We start from the raw sequence: 16577 nt of genomic DNA, 5'->3' as shown, positions 1-16577 counted from the left end.
GGAGGATCGTCTGCTGGCTCATAACGAGGCCTTTCAGCGTCGAAACACTGTGCGCGGCAAGCGCGTCTGTTCGGCCGCGTTGAGTGTGAGGTCTCCGGTCACAACGCATTCCTGAGCGTTTGCAGGTAGGCCACCTGACGGGTGAATTCGGTACTGGACAGGCGTTGCTCAGGGCGCGGACGCAGTGCCTGGCCGATGCTGCTGGTGGATTGTCGCGTCATTCGCGCCAGCGTTTGCCATTGCTCGGTCACGGCCAGCGTTTCAAAACCCGGATGCTTCTGCCGTGCCCGGCGCAGGATGTCCTGTTGCAAAGCGCGCAATGCGGCGTGTTGACCTTCGCGACGAAGCATGAAGTCAGCGCTCGCCCTTAGATGTTCGCTGAGCTGCCGCCGCCCGCGCGAAAGAGCCGGCAGCAGTGGGCCATGGCGCATGCTGGCGTGCCATAACAAGGCCACAAGGCATATCGCCAACGTCAGGAGTGCTTGAGGGAAGTATTTCCAGAGCAGGCCAAAGAGGTTGTCGTGCTCGGTGCGCAACAACATCGTGACGGTAGTGTCCTGGCTCAGGTACCAGAGCAGCCAGGCATTATCGTATTCACCGATGGCCTGGGTTTTCCACAGGTCGGCGTCACTGACGATGGTGATCAAACCGCTGCCGTAGACCAGTTGCAGCAGGTGTGTGGCGTCCGCGCTGTTGGCCCACGACTGTGCATGATCTTCAGGGTCATCCAGATGGTAGGCCGGGTCGAAGCTCATGTAGGCCGGGTCGTGCTCGTTCTGCACATACAACCGGGTCAATTCAGGCCAGGGGGTTTCCGGCCCCTGAACATCGGGGATGCTCAGCGGGATGACCGGCTTGAGTTGCTCGCGCTGCCGTTCGCGGTCTTGCTCCTGTACGTCCTGGGTGAGGAATTGCCGAATCTGCAACGCGTCCAGCAGAAGGTCGCCGCTGCTGCCCTTGCTCTCGTTCCACAGCTGTTCTGCGACAAACAGAAGGCGGCCGCCTGACCGGGTCCAGGCCAGCAAGCGCTTGACCTCGGACGGCGTCATTTTCTCGCGCGAATCCAGGAGCATGAGTGTCTGTGGCTGGGTCTGGATGTCGGGGAGGGCACCGAGCGTTTCAACCGTCTTCACCTGGATGCTTCGCTGCTGCAAAAAGGTCTGGGCGGCGAGGTAGGGGTTGGCCTGCGCTTCAGGCGAAGGGCCCTGATCAGTGATTTCCTCATAGCGCTGCAGTCGCTTCAGCGCAGGAATACTGGCGATGACGATGCTCAGCACCATCAGCGCGGCAACCAGCCCGATGATCCAGCGCCGGCTCATGCACCTGCTCCCTGACCAAACACTTTCCGCCAGCCGGCGCACAGCGTCTGCCGTGCCTGATCCGGCGGTGCTTGATGACCGTAGGCGAGATTCTGCCAGTGGTGCGTGAGCTCCTGGCTGAACGCGTCGAGGGATGGCTGCTTGAGTTCGGCGATGCGGACCAGAATCTGGCCCTCGGTGTCGGCGCTTTTAAGCGGCAGGTGATAGTCAGTCAGGAGGTGACTCAAGAGCGCACGGTAAAGCAGGCCCAATGCCTCACGCGGCGATTGCTGCCACAGCGTGTCCGCTGCCTCTGCGACGTCCGTGGGCAGGGTTTCTGCGCGGACCTGCAGGCCGAAGAGTTGCTGAGGGACGTCTGCAGGTGCGGCTGCCCTGGGGGAAGACTGACCAACGAAGGTCGCAAGCCAGGCCCGATAACGCCAGATCACCCAGGCGATGGTCAGGGCGAGCAGTGTCCACAAAAGGGCACCGAATACGGCCGACAGGGTTTTGCCCACGTTCAGCAGCCCTACGACCAGCCGCGCCAGCCAGTTCGGCGCGTCCCCGGTTCTGGCATCCTGCTTATGCTGGGCGATGCGCCACCCGGACACCGGTTTGGGGTTTTTGAACGGGGGTTGCTCAAGCACCGCATGGATGGCGTTTTGTGACGCCTGGCTGGTCAGCGGCTGATTAAGCAGGCGCGCCGCATCCGGTGGCGCAAGGTCTTCGTCAGCCTGCGGGCTGTCCAGCGGCGGCAGAGGGCAGCTGTTACCTGACTCGCTGGGCATCTCGTCCGCCATCGACTGATTGACTGCCGACTCGGCCAAGACTGAAGGTGGCAACATCGTCAGCGCGAGTAGTCCGCCAAGCAGTAACGCCATTGCGCTGCCCAGGACGCGCTGGTGCAGCTTGCGGAACCCCAGCTCGATGTCCCACGCCTCCATCGTGGTGCGGCGGTTGAGGTATAACGCGAACCCGCACGACACGTAGACCGGCCCCCACACGATCAGCACCACGGCATAGAACGCATTGGTCAGATGTTCCAGCCAGTTCCATTCACCCTCGATGTCCAGCAGGCTGCGCCACGACCAGTCCGCCTCGATCTGCGGCGGAATCATGGCGTAGAACAGCACTACCAGGCCGACCCAGAAGGTCATTTCAAGCGTGCTGCCCAGCGCGGTCAGCAGCCGCGCCGCCCATGAATCCTTGCGGCCAAGCACGACAATCCGCTGCGCACGCGGCAGCCCGTCGAGCCCCTCGAGTTGCTGCACTGGCTGATAGAAGCTGCGGCTGAGGCTCAGACGCCGCCAGGTCAGGCTCGCGATCAACTGCGGTCTCAGAGCGGACGGGAATTCTTGCAGCGCCTGCTTGAGCGAAGGTGCGGAGCCTAACAGCGCCTGCGACAGAATCAGCAGCGGCAGCCGTTCGTACGCCGGTTTCAGCCACCAGAACACCAAAACTGCCAGCGACGGGTAATCCCACAGCAGCAGGGTCAGTAAGGCAAAGATCGGCAAGGTGACGATGGCCCAACTGGTCATCAACAGCTTCCGATGGCGTTGAGCCAGAAGCACGCCCAGGTCAATGGCCTCCCAGGACGTACGCGGGCGCAGCACAACGCTGGCGTCAGTCAGGCGCATGGGGTGTGCGTCCGGCGAGGGTCAGGTAAACAGCGACCAGCAACCACAGACAAGCGCCCACCCCGTATTTGGCCGCCGCTGAGGGCCAGCTCATCGACGACCAGTACGCCTCAATAAATGCAGCGATAAGCAAGAACATCATCACCCCGCCGATGAGTCGCACGCTGACCTGGGCGGCGCGGCGCAGGGCCTCGCCTCGGCGGAGTCGACCGGGAGCGACCAGCGCCCACCCCAGTTTCAGCCCCGCTGCACCCGCCAGCATGATGCCGGTCAGCTCGAAAGCGCTGTGTCCCACCACGAACGGCCAGAACGTCGTGCCCATGCCTGCGTCTGTGAGGTGGCCTGCCACTGCGCCAATCATCAGGCCATTGAAGAACAGAAAAAACAGACTGCCCACACCGAAGAACAGACCGCTGGCAAAGGTCTGGAAAGCAATGCCGACGTTGTGCATGACGTAATAGCCGAACATCAGCCAGTCGGCGCTCGACGTCCGTTCTGCCGCCTGCCCGATGCGCGGTGCGGCGGGGTCGTACATCGCGTGCATGCCGGCGACATCGGCGGGGCTGACGACGCTGTACACCAGATCCGGATAGCCGTAGACCAGAAGCGCCATGAGCGCCAGGCTGCCGAAAAACAGCAGGCCGGCAAGGGCGACCCACCGCCACTCGGCACGCACCAGGCGCGGAAAGTCCGCGAGCACAAAACCCAGCATCTGCGCAGTGAACTGGCCTCGGTGGCGATACAGCTGCTGGTGACCCCGCAGCGCAAGCTGCTGCAGGTGCTCGACCCGATAACTGGCGTATCCACGGTCTATCGCCAAGGCCAGGTGTTGGCAGACCTGACGGTAGTCGCGGCTGAAACCCTTTGCAGACGTGCTGTTACGGCGGCTCCGCTCCAAGGCGTCAAGGCGTGTAGCAAAACGATGCCAGTCTTCCTCGTGGCGCTTCTCGAACAGGCTCTGCTTCATGGAATGCCCGCCAGGCCGCGGGCGATGCCATTCAGTTGCTGGACCGGGTGGTGCGGATCGGGCGATGCCGACAACTGCAGCGGCTGCGCGAGGATGCCGGCGAGCTCCCGGGCCCTGGCCGTGGACAACGTGCCTTGCCGCTCTGCAAACGCCTGGATGGTGCGCTGCTCCTCCAGCAAGAGGGGAAACGGCGGGGGTAACGCAGCGGCCTCGGCCAACGGCAATCGTTGCGGGGGCAGGTCGCGATAGATGACCAGGGTGCCGGCCGCAAGATCGCCCAGTCGTTTGAACAGTGGGTGCTGCAAGCAGGTAAGGGCGCCCACGCCGTAGCCGAACGGCAGCATGTCGACGAAGCGCAGCAGGTTGCGCAGTACGGAGCCCGACCAGCCAATTGGCGTGCCGTCGTTGTGAATGACCCGCAGCCCCATGATCTGTTTCCCCGGTGTGCGACCCTGATGCAGCACCTCGAACAGCACCATATAACCCCAGGTCATGACAAACAGCATGAGCATGAACAACCCGGTGCCGAAGTCGCCCAGCGTGCCAAACAGGAAAAACAGCGCACCCAGTAATACGCCTCTGATCATCAGGTCGATGCCGAATGCCAGTGAGCGAGACAGCAAACCGGCGGGACGCAGAATGAGATCAATGCCCTCGGGTGTCTCCATACGGACACGAGTGTCCAGCAGGGTAAGCGGTGCAGCAATTCCTGGCTCTGCATGCGAAAGGGACATAAAGAAAGGTACGCCGGTGAAAGAGGTTTGATGCTAGCCACGCCGAGGTAGCTAAGCAACCGGATGATTCTGGCTGGGGTGTGGGAAGGGTCCTGTTACAAGTTGCTTGCCCTCAATAGCCGACACTTTCGCACAAACTGTGTCGCGATATCCCAAGCTGTAGGGTGTATTCGTTGACGTCAGACGCAGAAGGTCATCTGTTAAACTCGCCCGGTCTTTTGTTCAGGATCAGCCCGTGACTTCCAGCATCTTCTGGTACGACTACGAAACCACCGGGATCAATCCACGCAACGACCGGCCGCTGCAAGTGGCGGGCATTCGTACGGACGATCAGCTCAACGAGATCGGCGAACCGATCAATCTCTACTGCCAGCCCAGTGATGACATCCTGCCGCATCCGGCAGCGTGTCTGGTGACCGGCATCACGCCTGACCGGCTCGCGGAAAAAGGTCTGTGTGAAGCAGACTTCATGACCCGGCTGCACGCCCAGATGTCCCGCCCCGGTACCTGCAGCGCGGGCTACAACACGTTGCGCTTTGACGACGAGATGACCCGTCACAGCCTCTACCGCAACTTCTTCGATCCCTATGCCCGCGAATGGCAGGGCGGTAATAGCCGCTGGGACCTTATCGACGCAGTGCGCACGGCTTATGCATTGCGCCCCGAAGGCATCGTCTGGCCGGAAGAAGAGGGGCGGGTCACGCTGAAACTTGAACGGCTCACAGCGGCCAACGGCATCGATCATGGCCATGCCCACGACGCGCTTTCGGATGTTCGTGCAACCATTGCGCTGGCGCGGCTGCTCCGCGACAAACAACCCAAACTTTACGATTATCTTTTTGAATTACGCTTCAAGCACAAGGTGCAGGATCAGATTCGATTGATGCAGCCACTGGTGCATATATCGGGGCGTTTTTCCGCCGCACGAAGTTATGTCAGCGTCGTACTCCCGCTGGCCTGGCATCCGGTCAACCGAAACGCACTGATCGTCTGTGATCTGTTCCATGACCACAGTCCGTTACTGGACGAAGACGCCGCGACCCTCGGTCAACGTCTATATACCCGTCGCGAGGATCTGCTGGAAGGCCAGTTACCGGTGCCGCTCAAATTGCTGCATGTTAATAAATGCCCGGTGATTGCGCCGCTGAGCGTGCTGCGCGAGGAAGACCGTCAGCGTCTGCAACTGGACATGAGCGTTTATAAAACGCGCGTCGCCGCGTTGAATGAAGGGCAGGCGATTTGGCAGGACAAGTTGAAAAGCGTCTATGCCGGCGACAACTTCGCTGCCAGCGAGGATCCGGAACAGCAGTTATACGATGGTTTTATCAATGATCGGGACCGGCGTCTTTGTGAGCAGGTGCGAATTGCCGAGCCGCAGCAACTGGCGACCGATGTCTGGCCGTTCGACGATCCTCGTCTGCCTGAGTTGTTATTCCGCTACCGCGCGCGCAACTTCGCCGAAACCCTGAGTGTTGCCGAGCAACAGCGCTGGCTGGCTTTTTGTCAGTTGCGCCTGAGTGATCCTCAGGCCGGCGCGCCCAATACGCTCAAGGCTTTCAGCCGTGCGTTGGTAGAACGCTCCCTGACGGCCACGCCCGAGCAACTTAAAGTGCTTGCCCAGTGGCAGGAATACTCTCTGATGTTGAAACAGCGTCTGGGGCTTTAAGCGAAGGGGGGTAAAGGGCAGGCAATAAAAAACGCCAGCAGTGGCTGGCGTCTTTTTGGGTCGAACATCTCTGCGCGACGGCTGACTCTACACCTTGGGATTAACCCAGCAGAGTTGCCCAGCCTTCAACCTCGTCACCGCCCCACTTGGCCTTCCACTCTTTCAGCGTCTTGTGGTTGCCGCCTTTGGTTTCGATGATTTCACCGTTGTGCGGGTTCTTGTATTGCTTGACCTTGCGAGCACGTTTAGTGCCGACCGGCTTTACAGCGGCGCCACGTGGCGCTTTCATCTTGGACTCTGGATCCAGCAGCGCGATGATGTCGCGCAGGGATTTCTGATACTCGCCCATCAACGTGCGCAGTTTGCCTTCGAACTCAAGTTCTTTTTGCAGTTTGTCGTCTTGTTGCAGGTTCTGCAGGCGGGCTTGCAGTTCTTTGATGGCTTCTTCAGTTGCGCGGTATTCGTTGATCAGTGACATGGGGATTACCTATGTTGTGACGTGATGGCATGAGGCGATGGCGCATAATAATCAGAGTGTTTGCGCAAGTAAACATTTAAGAAACGTTTTGTCTGTAGCGTTTTGAAAATAAAGCGCAGACATACCCGCGATTTAGATACACATATTGCTTTAAAGAACACCCATGGCCTTGCCGTTTTCGATGAAGTATCTGGCGCCGTGTTTCCGTCGTGGATCAACCGATCAGGCACTTGTCCATTATCTGCTGCAGGGTGCGCTTTTTTGTCGCCTGAAATGAGCGTCATGCGGATACTGCACAGTCCTGCGCTAATCGCTAGAATGGCGGCCTTTGCGAAGTTCTGGAGTTTTTCACATGCGCACTTTTCGTCTGGTGATTGCTTGCCCGGACCGTGTCGGTATCGTTGCCAAGGTCAGTAACTTCCTGGCCTCGTACAACGGCTGGATTACCGAAGCGAGCCATCACTCTGACAGTCTCAGCGGCTGGTTTTTCATGCGTCATGAAATCCGCGCCGACACCCTGCCTTTCGACCTCGAAGGTTTCCGTGAGGCCTTCGCACCCATCGCCGAAGCGTTTTCGATGGACTGGCGCATTACCGACTCTGCCCAGAAAAAGCGCGTGGTGCTCATGGCAAGCCGGGAGTCCCATTGCCTGGCCGACCTGCTGCACCGCTGGCACAGCGACGAGCTGGATTGCGAAATCGCCTGCGTGATTTCCAACCACCAGGACCTGCGCAGCATGGTCGAGTGGCACAACATTCCTTACTACCACGTTCCGGTTGATCCACACGATAAAGAGCCGGCGTTCGCCGAAGTCTCGCGTCTGGTCAAACACCATGAAGCCGATGTTGTTGTACTTGCGCGCTACATGCAGATCCTGCCGCCGCAACTGTGCCGGGAATACGCGCACCAGGTCATCAACATTCACCACAGCTTCCTGCCTTCGTTCGTGGGCGCCAAGCCCTACCATCAAGCGTCGCTGCGGGGTGTGAAGCTGATTGGCGCGACTTGCCACTACGTCACCGAAGAGCTCGACGCCGGTCCGATCATCGAGCAGGACGTGGTACGTGTCAGTCATCGCGACAGCATCGAAAACATGGTTCGTTTCGGTCGCGACGTGGAAAAGATGGTACTTGCTCGCGGCCTTCGTGCGCATTTGGAAGACCGCGTGCTGGTGCATGACAACAAGACTGTCGTCTTCGATTAAGCTTCGGTTTAAGGCGTCGGTGTGCCCTTGATTCAGGGGCATACGGCCACACCACTGACTACGACCCGGTGGCATCTTCGGCAAGACAAGCGGAATCAGCATGCCCGACCCCCTCGACAAAGCCACATCCAAAGCCCCGCCGACCCTTGGTCAGGGCTGCCTGAGCCGTTACGACGTCGACGCCATGTCACCGGGAGACGGCACGGACTTCGAAGGGGCCGAAGCGCTGTGGAAAGAACTGACCTCTACCGACGAAGACGATCGTTCAGACGGTCTTGATCCGCAATAGCTTGTTCAGCAAAGGTCGCCCGACCATGAGCAGGAACACCGGACCGCCCGCCACTAGATAGAAGTAATAGGTGACGATCCGCCAGATCAGGATCGCTGCCGCCGCCGTCGACTTGCCCACCATCGGCGCCAACAAGGCCGCTGACGTTAATTCTGCTGCACCGGCACCGCCCGGCGACAGGCTGAACTGCCCCGCACTCAGCGACAGCATCTGCACCAGGAACGTCCACGCCCAGTCGATATTGACGCCCAGCCCTAGCAGCGCCAGGTAAAGCACGCTGTATCGCAAACTCCAGTGCACGCAAGTCAGTGCAAACACTTGCAACAGGATGCGGTGGGGCATCTTCCAGGTTTCAGCCAATGCGTCGCGAAAATGCAGCAGTTTGCGCGCCCAGCGAATGCGCGTGGTGTTCTTGCGCTTCAAGCGTTTGAGCACCCGGCCATTGAAGAGAATAATGCGCCGGTGATACCGCGCAAAACCGGCGCACGCGCACAGCCCCGCGCCGATCAGCAGGGCGCTGGCAATGAGCATCCATTCGAGGTTTTCGCTGAGCTGGTGGAACACTGCGTAGATCAGGATGCCGATCAGCGCGAGCAGAAAAAACACGAGGTCGTTTAGTTGGTCAGTGGCAAAGGCCGCCGTGCTTTTCGCCGGGCCGATGCCGCTGCGCGACAGCAGTGCGACAAGGGTCAACGGGGCACCGCTGCCGCCTGGCGTCGCGCAATAGGCGAACTCCGTTGCCATCACCACGGCCAGACTTTTGCGCATGCCGATCCCGCTGGCGCTCTCGCCCAGTAACAGGCGCAGGCGCATGGTGTTCATGCACCAGCCCACCAGCACCATGACGAACATGCCTACCAGAAGCATGATCGGGAAGTTGCGCAGGCGATGGAACATGTCCGCGCCGCCCATGAAGAACGGAATCAGCAGGGCCAGTATCAGGGCTGCTGCGAGCCAGCCAAGTCGCCTCACGCTGCAGACCTGGTGGCATTCAGGCTTTGAAGCCAGGCAAATTTGCTCACGGGCGTGCGCCCTTCGTTCAACAAGCGTTCGACGGCTTGCAGCCAGTAACGACGGGAAAACTCGTGGCGCATATCTACGGGGTGCAGGCCCAGACGAATGGTTGCGGCGTTGTGCAATTGAACCTCACGGTGGTTGCTGACTATTTTCGATACGCCACGGCGCCAGGCGCTGCGAGCGCTCCAGACGATACCGGGCGCATCGATCCGGGAAAAGTCCGGCAGACGATACAAGTGTTGGGCATCACTTGTGTAGTCCAACGGCAATTTTTGCAGCGCATCACGTGTGCCTTCGCTCATTAGCCAGGCGGGAGCGACGAACCCGTGAAGCGGCCAGCCGTTGCGCCGGAACACCTCCATGCCGGCTTCGAGTCTGCGCATCGCCTGCTGCTCGTTGAGGGTGTAGAACTCGCCTTCCCACGTGTAGATACGCCGCATAAAAAAATCCAGAGGCGTGCGTGGAGCAGGGCTGTCGTCGCAATGGTAGTAGCCATGCAGCACCAACTCGTCGCCCCGTGCGAGGCGGTCATGCATCAACCGCTGGAACGCCGGGTTCGCGTCGATCCGGTCCTGCTTGTGGAAGTCCGGTACCACCAGCCAGGTGATGGGGATGTTGCCCAATTGGTCGATTGCTTCCACGAAGGGGCGATAGTGCGGCCAGGTCTGCGGCGCCACGTCGTGGAGCACAAGCATCAGGCTGCGCTGCGTGGTTCTGGACAGGTCAGCCATGAGCGTAGACCGGCTGATGGGCGCCGAGCACCGCCTGGTAATGGCCCAGCAGGCCGGCCACCACGGTGTCCCAGGCGTAATGCGCTTCGACATGACGCCGCGAGTGTGCGCCTCGGGTCGCAGCGTTCTCGGCAAAAAGCTGGCGCACGGTGGCGGCCATGGCCAAGGGGTCACCGGGCGCGCACAACAGGCCGCAGTGCTCGGGAATGATCTCGCGGAACGCCCCGGCATCTACCGCCACCACCGGGATCCCGCTGGCCATGGCTTCAATCACCACCAGGCCGAAGGTTTCCTGATCCCCGGCATGCACCAGCGCGTCGGCGCTCGCCAGCAAACGCGCTACCTCCGCGGCAGGGCGGAAGTTATCCAGCACCGTGACGTTGTCCGGCACGCCCGTCGGCATATGTGAACCCACCAGCGCCAGGTGGTAACCCGGACCCAGCGCCTTCATGCAGCCGAGCAAAACGGTCAGGTTTTTCTCTTTGGAACCGCGGCCTGCGAAGATGAGCAGACGCGTGTCGTCCGCCAGGCCCAGCTCAGCCTTGAGGCCGGGGTCGCGCCGACAAGGATGAAACGTGTGCAGATCAACCCCCAACGGCTGCACATGGACATTCTTCACACCCAGACGAATCAGCTTGTCGGCCATCGCTGCGCTCGGCGCCAGCACCCGATCGAAGTTGCCGTAAAGTCTGCTCACATAATTCTCGACGTTGGCGCCCAGCCAGGTGCCGATGCGGTTGCTCACCAGCAGCGGCAAGTCGGAGTGATAGAAGCCAATCACCGGCACGTCCAGTTGACGCCGGGCATCAAGGGCGGCCCAGGCCGTGAGGTAAGGGTCGCCGACTTCAATGAGGTCGGGCCGCAGCCTTCGCAGGGTTTCTCGCCAGGGACCGACGCGCAGCGGAAAACGATAGCCGTTGCCGAATGGCACAGGCGGCGCCGGGACCCGGTAGACGCCATCCTCGTGAGTGCTTTGTGGGCCGGGAATCAGCAGGCTGTGACGGACACCGGGTGAAAGCGCCAGGCGACGGTGTTTGGCGTCCAGATACGTGCGCACGCCGCCGCTGGCAGGGGCGTAGAACATGGTCATGTCAGCGATATGCACTGTATGCCTCCGTCCGTTGATCGATCCTTCTGGTTGACCATCCACAGATACGGATGTTCGCGTGCAGGTCGTCGCTCCAGGGCGCATAGGGGGCATCGCGCCGCTTGCGCTAGAGTAAGGAGGCGGACAAAGGGCCGAATGCCAAGGGTTGACCAGCGGTGCGGGCCAGTCGGACTGCCGCCGTCGTCCCCTCGGGAATATCAAACGCGACGCTTGGGTGATCGGATGCCTGACTCACAACAGATTCTTATCGGCGCTGACCTTGACGGCCAGCCAATCGGGCAGGCGATGCGTCTGGCCAATCGTCACGGGCTGGTGGCCGGCGCCACCGGTACCGGGAAAACCGTCACCTTGCAACGTCTGGCCGAGGTCTTCAGTGATGCCGGGGTAGCAGTCTTCGCGGCCGACATCAAGGGCGATCTCTGCGGGCTCGGCGCCCCGGGCGGCCCTCAAGGCAAGATCGCAGAGCGCATTGCCGGCATGCCGTGGTTGCGCCATCAGCCTCAGGGCTATCCGGTCACGCTATGGGATGTGCACGGTGAAACCGGTCACCCGTTGCGCACGACCTTGTCGGAAATGGGGCCGCTGTTGCTTGGGAGTCTGCTGGAATTGACGGACAGCCAGCAGTCGGCGCTCTACGCCGCGTTCAAGGTCGCCGACCGGGAAGGGTTGTTGTTGCTGGACATCAAAGACCTCAAGGCGCTGCTCAATCATTTGCGCGACAACCCCGAGGTGCTGGGCGATGACAGCGCGTTGATGACCACGAGGTCGAGTCAGGCATTATTACGGCGGCTGGCCGTGCTCGAACAGCAGGGTGTCGAAGCCTTGTTTGGCGAGCCGGCGCTGCAACTGGAAGATATTTTGCAGCCCGCCAGCGACGGCCGCGGTCAAATCCATTTGCTCGATGCCAGCCGGCTGGTGCACGAGTCCCCGAAGGTCTACGCCACCTTCCTGCTGTGGCTGCTGGCAGAGCTTTTCGAGCAATTGCCTGAGCGCGGCGATGCAGATAAACCCTTGCTGGCGCTGTTCTTCGACGAAGCGCATCTGCTCTTTGCTGACACGCCGAAAGCGCTGCAGGAGCGGCTGGAGCAAGTGGTGCGGCTGATTCGGTCCAGAGGGGTGGGCGTTTATTTTGTCACCCAGTCGCCAGGGGATCTGCCGGACACCATTCTGGCGCAGCTCGGTTTGCGCATTCAGCATGGCCTGCACGCGTTCACCACCAAAGAACAAAGAGCATTGAAAGCGGTGGCGGAAGGCTTTCGCCCCAACCCCGAGTTCGACGCGCTGTCGGCGCTGACCGAGTTAGGAATCGGTGAGGCGCTGGTGGGCACGCTTCAGGACAAGGGCACGCCTGAAACCGTCCAGCGCGTGTTGATCGCACCGCCTCAATCGCGCATCGGGCCGTTGACGCCGGCCGAGCGCGCCACGCTGATCGCCCGGTCGCCGCTGGCCGGTCGCTACGATAAACCCGTGGACCGCGAATCCGCTTACGAAATGCTGCTGGCCCGCAAAGGCGCACCGGCGGATCGCGCGCAGCAACCTGCAGCTGAAGAGAAGCCAGACAGTGGCTTTGCCGACATGGCGGGTGGGTTTCTGGGTGGGCTGGCGGGGCAGGCGGTCAAGAGTGCGATGCGGCAGGCTGCCAGCCAGATCGGCCGCGAGCTGGTGCGAGGCTTGATGGGCTCGCTGCTGGGTGGCGGCAAGAAGCGCCGCTAGCGAATCCGCGCGCCGGCTTGGTTCGTGGGCGATCCATGACCGCTCATTGCGATTGGCACCCATAAAAAAGCCCATTCACTGAATGGGCTTTTTCACATCAGGCAGCGCAGTCAGGTCAGGCCAGCGCTTTGGACGCCAACCAGAACAGCCCGGCCGACAGCGCGACGGTAGCGGGCAGGGTCAATACCCACGCCAGCAGGATATTGCGCACGGTGCCGCCTTGCAGGCCGCTTTTGTTCGCCACCATGGTCCCCGCCACGCCGGACGACAGGATGTGAGTTGTGGAGACCGGCAGGCTGAACACGTTGGCGAGGGCAATGGCGCTCGCGGTGGTGATCTGTGCGGACATGCCCTGAGCGTAGGTCATGCCTTGCTTGCCAATCTTCTCGCCGATGGTCAGTACCACACGTTTCCAGCCGACCATGGTGCCGACGCCCAGTGCCAGTGCAACGGCGAAGATGACCCAGAACGGCGCGTATTCAGTGGTGGCGGTCAGGTCTTTACGCAGCTTTTCCAGATCGGATTTTTCGCGGGCATCAAGCGCCGGGAGCTTGCCGACCTTGCGGGCCGTGTCATCCAGGCACAGCAGGTAGCGACGCACTTCGATGCGATGCTCTGGCGCGAGGCTGTGGTAATCATTGACGCCTTTGAGGTTGTTCAGCAGGGCATCGATGGTCGGCTCGGTCTGCTCGGGGTCGCAGCTAAATCGCTCGGGCAGGTCGCCCGCAGCCGATTTGCCCAGCGCCAGGTACTCACCCAGCGTCGCGTTGTTGCGCTGATAAAACTGGCTCAGGTGTTGGGTCGCGTCGCGGGTGCGCTCGATCTGGTAGGTGGTGGTGCTCAGGTCCAGCACGAATTGCGCGGGCACGATACCGATCAGCACCAGCATGATCAGGCCGATGCCTTTCTGGCCGTCGTTGGAGCCGTGCACAAAACTCACCGCCATCGCGGAAATCACCAGAACGAGGCGGTTCCAGAACGGCGGGTGTTTTTTGTCATCGAGCTTGCGGCGTTGTTCCGGGGTCTTGTGCATCTTGGACAGCGGGCGCCAGGCCTTGAGCCCCAGCAGCACCAGACCTGCCACGATGAAACCGGCCAGTGGCGAGAACACCAGCGAGGCGCCAATATCAATCGCCTTCTGCCAGTTCACGCCTTCGCCCAACGGGATGTGATTGATCAGCGCATTGGCCAGACCCACGCCCAGAATCGAGCCGATCAGCGTGTGTGAGCTGGAAGCTGGAATACCGAAATACCACGTGCCCAGGTTCCAGGTGATGGCCGCAGCCAACAGCGAGAACACCATTGCCAGACCATGACCGGTGTTGACGTTGATCAACAACTCGACCGGCAGCAGATGGACGATGGCATATGCCACGCCGACGCCACCCAGGAGCACCCCGAGGAAGTTGAACACACCCGAGAAAAATACCGCCAGATGGGGCGGCATGGCCTTGGTGTAAATGACTGTCGCCACCGCGTTGGCAGTGTCATGAAAGCCGTTGATGAACTCGAAGGTGAGGACAAACGCCAGGGCGAGCAACAAGCTCACAATCACCCAAGCATCCAGTCCGCTGAATAGATCGATCATGGAAGGTTTTCTGACCCGGTCTTAAGGGGGCGGGATTATGACAGAAAAAAAACTAATCGATAGGCACGCCGCTCATTGGTAGCAACCTGCAACGAAATTTCTGCCCAAACAGCCTGTTGACTTCCTGTCGGGAAGCACTACGGGAAGCAATCCTAGACCATAGACCAGTCAATCAAACTCAGCCATTAAAGCATTGAGCGCGCTCGTCGTCGGCTGCCCGAATCAGCGACCGGCAAGCGAAAGGCTCATGGCTCTTCCCTGAGTTCTTCTTCCATCTTTTGCAGTTCGTGCTTGAAAGCCTGGTCGAGCAGGCTGGCCCGTTTGCGCCAAGGCTTGCGCTCTGGCTCGGGCTGGGCGGCATAGGTGGTCACTTCGCCGCCGTAAACATCCTTGTAACGTTGTTCCTGGCGCTCTAATTCTGCGCGCAGTTCATCTTTGGTCACGTTAATACCTGATCGGGTCGAGTTTAATCCCGGTGTTGACGCCGAGTCTGAAAGTGTCGGCCCTGACGATCACACTGTATCGAGCCAGGAATAATCATCGGGCAGCGGAGCTGCGCTGGATGATTCACACTTCAACCGTGGGCGGCTACGGACACCAGACTGACAGTACTGTCGTAGCAACATTCATATTGAGTGCCTGCAAGAGGGCAATGGACCAGGGTGCTGGCCTGCCGGCGCCGAGCATTGCGAACAAACCGTGCAATGCATGCGTGAGTTTGGATCCATGCCAGATAAGCGGGGGATTAAATCACGCGTTAGCGTTCCAGGGCTTCAATGACGGCCACTATCGCGAAGATGCGCAGGCGAGTCAACTGTCGAGACTGTCGTAATGGAACAACTGAGGATTTATACCTTTCTCATGTACGAAGGTTCCTAAGTTGCACACTCCGATTTATGACAGAACTTGACGCTTCACATGTTTTAACGCGCCAGACAGTTTTCTGACGACGTAAATTGACAGCTTATGAAGGTGCGAATAGCGCATCTGTATTTATACGCTTACAAATAAGTGGGCGGGGCAGAGACAAAAACGGCCTTGCGGTGAGCAAGGCCGTACCTGGGACTTCTCAGTGGGTACCTGACCAGTAGTTCCAAGAAGCCACATATGGCATGTGAAAGGTATAAGCAACGACGCAACTGGTCAATTGCGATTATCGGCCAGTCGTTCGATAATCGCCCAAAGCGCGCTTGCCGTGGTGCGGAAAACAGGCGAGAGTGGCGTTCTACAAGGCTTTCGCGGCCACGACGAACGGTGTCAGCATGAACGATCAATTGCGTAATTCTTTCGCGTCACTTGCGCCGCCCATTGTTGCGTCCCCTGCAAAAAGGATTCAGGCGCTGACCGGTGATCCTGATTTCATGACCTCGCTGGCACGCGGGCTGGCCGTGATTCATGCCTTTCAAGAGCGCAAACGCCACCTGACCATCGCTCAGATCAGCCATCGAACGGAAATACCCAGGGCGGCGGTGCGTCGCTGCCTGCACACATTGATCAAGCTCGGTTATGCCACCACTGACGGTCGTACGTACTCGCTGCTGCCTAAGGTGTTGACGCTCGGCCATGCGTACTTGTCATCGACGCCGTTGGCGGTTTCATCGCAGCCGTATCTGGACCGCATGAGTGATCAACTGCACGAGGCCTGCAACATGGCCACGCTCGAAGGCGACGACATTCTTTATATAGCGCGCTCAGCCACCACTCAGCGACTGATCTCCGTGGACCTGGCAGTGGGCGGGCGTTTGCCGGCGTACTGCACATCGATGGGGCGGATTCTTCTGGCGGCGCTGGACGACGTCTCGCTGCAGGAATATCTGGATCACGTCGATCTGCAGCCCAAAACCAGCCGCACATTGCGCACACCCGAAGCCTTGCTCGAATGCCTGCAGCAAGTTAGGCAACAAGGGTGGTGCATCGTTGATCAGGAGCTCGAGCAGGGGTTGCGTTCTATCGCGGTGCCGGTCTACGACGCATCCGGCCAAGTGCTTGCGGCGCTGAATGTCAGCACCAGCGCGGGTCGGGTGACGCGCAATGAGTTGGAGCAGAAGTTTCTGCCGATCATGCTGGATGCCAGCCGGGACCTCAGCACGCAGTTGTTCACCTGAGCTCCTGAAGGGGTGCAGATCGAACTCCGCATAGGCTGTCAC

General features: G+C 60.2%; 15 protein-coding genes. 5 read left to right on the top strand and 10 right to left on the bottom strand.

Going from position 1 to position 16577, the window contains the following annotated elements; all coding sequences use genetic code 11:
- Nucleotides 1-98 precede the first annotated feature (98 nt).
- From VF672_RS24040 to VF672_RS24025, 4 genes are read right to left on the bottom strand one after another with little or no spacing between them, the layout of a single operon-like run.
- On the bottom strand, nt 99-1319 hold the full coding sequence (locus VF672_RS24040) for a DUF4350 domain-containing protein (protein ID WP_331107649.1): 1221 nt from the start codon (nt 1317-1319) through the stop codon (nt 99-101).
- Nucleotides 1316-2935, bottom strand: coding sequence for a DUF4129 domain-containing protein (locus VF672_RS24035; protein WP_331107647.1), 1620 nt, complete (start codon nt 2933-2935; stop codon nt 1316-1318). The genes VF672_RS24040 and VF672_RS24035 overlap by 4 nt, the downstream gene beginning before the upstream one ends.
- Nucleotides 2922-3902, bottom strand: coding sequence for a stage II sporulation protein M (locus VF672_RS24030; RefSeq protein WP_331107645.1), 981 nt, complete (start codon nt 3900-3902; stop codon nt 2922-2924). The genes VF672_RS24035 and VF672_RS24030 overlap by 14 nt, the downstream gene beginning before the upstream one ends.
- Nucleotides 3899-4636 (bottom strand): RDD family protein, encoded by a 738-nt coding sequence (locus VF672_RS24025; protein WP_331107643.1) that lies wholly within the window; start codon nt 4634-4636, stop codon nt 3899-3901. Before VF672_RS24025 ends, VF672_RS24030 begins: the two co-directional genes overlap by 4 nt.
- Before the next feature lie 235 nt (nt 4637-4871).
- Here VF672_RS24025 and sbcB point away from each other — a divergent pair, with 235 nt between their 5' ends.
- Nucleotides 4872-6302, top strand: a complete 1431-nt coding sequence (gene sbcB / locus VF672_RS24020) for an exodeoxyribonuclease I (RefSeq protein ID WP_331107641.1) — start codon at nt 4872-4874, stop codon at nt 6300-6302.
- A 100-nt stretch (nt 6303-6402) separates the two neighbouring features.
- Here the strand turns inward: sbcB and mvaT are convergent, their stop codons facing one another.
- The gene (gene mvaT / locus VF672_RS24015; protein ID WP_065992265.1) at nt 6403-6780 is read right to left on the bottom strand and encodes a histone-like nucleoid-structuring protein MvaT; all 378 of its coding nucleotides are present in this window, start codon (nt 6778-6780) and stop codon (nt 6403-6405) included.
- 352 nt (nt 6781-7132) lie between these two features.
- Here mvaT and purU point away from each other — a divergent pair, with 352 nt between their 5' ends.
- Both purU and VF672_RS24005 read left to right on the top strand, forming a co-directional pair.
- Nucleotides 7133-7984 carry a formyltetrahydrofolate deformylase gene (gene purU / locus VF672_RS24010; RefSeq protein ID WP_331107638.1) on the top strand — a complete coding sequence of 284 codons (852 nt, stop codon included), beginning with the start codon at nt 7133-7135 and terminating at the stop codon, nt 7982-7984.
- A 100-nt stretch (nt 7985-8084) separates the two neighbouring features.
- Complete coding sequence (locus tag VF672_RS24005; RefSeq protein ID WP_331107636.1) at nt 8085-8273, top strand: hypothetical protein; 189 nt, start codon at nt 8085-8087, stop codon at nt 8271-8273.
- On the opposite strand, the gene VF672_RS24000 is transcribed toward VF672_RS24005, so the two are convergent.
- The 3 genes from VF672_RS24000 to VF672_RS23990 are packed head-to-tail and all read right to left on the bottom strand — an operon-like array spanning nt 8250 to nt 11111.
- Nucleotides 8250-9245 carry a lysylphosphatidylglycerol synthase transmembrane domain-containing protein gene (locus VF672_RS24000; RefSeq protein ID WP_331107634.1) on the bottom strand — a complete coding sequence of 332 codons (996 nt, stop codon included), beginning with the start codon at nt 9243-9245 and terminating at the stop codon, nt 8250-8252. The two genes, VF672_RS24005 and VF672_RS24000, sit on opposite strands and share 24 nt — an antisense overlap.
- A complete protein-coding gene (locus VF672_RS23995) occupies nt 9242-10021 on the bottom strand; it encodes a polysaccharide deacetylase family protein (protein ID WP_331107632.1) in 780 nt (259 codons plus the stop codon). The genes VF672_RS24000 and VF672_RS23995 overlap by 4 nt, the downstream gene beginning before the upstream one ends.
- Nucleotides 10014-11111 carry a glycosyltransferase family 1 protein gene (locus VF672_RS23990; RefSeq protein ID WP_331107712.1) on the bottom strand — a complete coding sequence of 366 codons (1098 nt, stop codon included), beginning with the start codon at nt 11109-11111 and terminating at the stop codon, nt 10014-10016. The genes VF672_RS23995 and VF672_RS23990 overlap by 8 nt, the downstream gene beginning before the upstream one ends.
- Nucleotides 11112-11351: 240 nt before the next feature.
- Here VF672_RS23990 and VF672_RS23985 point away from each other — a divergent pair, with 240 nt between their 5' ends.
- The gene (locus VF672_RS23985; protein ID WP_331107630.1) at nt 11352-12842 is read left to right on the top strand and encodes a helicase HerA-like domain-containing protein; all 1491 of its coding nucleotides are present in this window, start codon (nt 11352-11354) and stop codon (nt 12840-12842) included.
- 115 nt (nt 12843-12957) lie between these two features.
- Here VF672_RS23985 and VF672_RS23980 read toward each other — a convergent pair whose 3' ends face one another.
- Both VF672_RS23980 and VF672_RS23975 read right to left on the bottom strand, forming a co-directional pair.
- Nucleotides 12958-14430 (bottom strand): inorganic phosphate transporter, encoded by a 1473-nt coding sequence (locus VF672_RS23980; RefSeq protein WP_331107628.1) that lies wholly within the window; start codon nt 14428-14430, stop codon nt 12958-12960.
- Nucleotides 14431-14675: 245 nt separating this feature from the next.
- Nucleotides 14676-14873 (bottom strand): hypothetical protein, encoded by a 198-nt coding sequence (locus tag VF672_RS23975; RefSeq protein ID WP_331107626.1) that lies wholly within the window; start codon nt 14871-14873, stop codon nt 14676-14678.
- Between the two features lie 819 nt (nt 14874-15692).
- Here VF672_RS23975 and pcaR point away from each other — a divergent pair.
- Nucleotides 15693-16535, top strand: a complete 843-nt coding sequence (gene pcaR, locus VF672_RS23970) for a pca regulon transcriptional regulator PcaR (protein WP_331107624.1) — start codon at nt 15693-15695, stop codon at nt 16533-16535.
- Nucleotides 16536-16577: the final 42 nt, after the last annotated feature.

Origin of the sequence: Pseudomonas sp., assembly GCF_036387035.1 — a bacterium.
GTDB lineage: Bacteria > Pseudomonadota > Gammaproteobacteria > Pseudomonadales > Pseudomonadaceae > Aquipseudomonas.
The sequence above is the reverse complement of the archived record's forward strand: the minus strand, read 5'-3'. Positions and strand labels throughout refer to the sequence as shown.

Coding starts and splice junctions, on each gene's coding strand:
- VF672_RS24025 (WP_331107643.1), bottom strand. CDS start 4,636: ATGTCCCTTTCGCATGCAGAGCCAGGAATTGCTGCACCGCTTACCCTG.
- VF672_RS23995 (WP_331107632.1), bottom strand. CDS start 10,021: ATGGCTGACCTGTCCAGAACCACGCAGCGCAGCCTGATGCTTGTGCTC.
- VF672_RS23990 (WP_331107712.1), bottom strand. CDS start 11,111: ATGACCATGTTCTACGCCCCTGCCAGCGGCGGCGTGCGCACGTATCTG.
- VF672_RS24005 (WP_331107636.1), top strand. CDS start 8,085: ATGCCCGACCCCCTCGACAAAGCCACATCCAAAGCCCCGCCGACCCTT.
- VF672_RS23980 (WP_331107628.1), bottom strand. CDS start 14,430: ATGATCGATCTATTCAGCGGACTGGATGCTTGGGTGATTGTGAGCTTG.
- VF672_RS24040 (WP_331107649.1), bottom strand. CDS start 1,319: ATGAGCCGGCGCTGGATCATCGGGCTGGTTGCCGCGCTGATGGTGCTG.
- purU (WP_331107638.1), top strand. CDS start 7,133: ATGCGCACTTTTCGTCTGGTGATTGCTTGCCCGGACCGTGTCGGTATC.
- VF672_RS23985 (WP_331107630.1), top strand. CDS start 11,352: ATGCCTGACTCACAACAGATTCTTATCGGCGCTGACCTTGACGGCCAG.
- VF672_RS24035 (WP_331107647.1), bottom strand. CDS start 2,935: ATGCGCCTGACTGACGCCAGCGTTGTGCTGCGCCCGCGTACGTCCTGG.
- VF672_RS24030 (WP_331107645.1), bottom strand. CDS start 3,902: ATGAAGCAGAGCCTGTTCGAGAAGCGCCACGAGGAAGACTGGCATCGT.
- pcaR (WP_331107624.1), top strand. CDS start 15,693: ATGAACGATCAATTGCGTAATTCTTTCGCGTCACTTGCGCCGCCCATT.
- mvaT (WP_065992265.1), bottom strand. CDS start 6,780: ATGTCACTGATCAACGAATACCGCGCAACTGAAGAAGCCATCAAAGAA.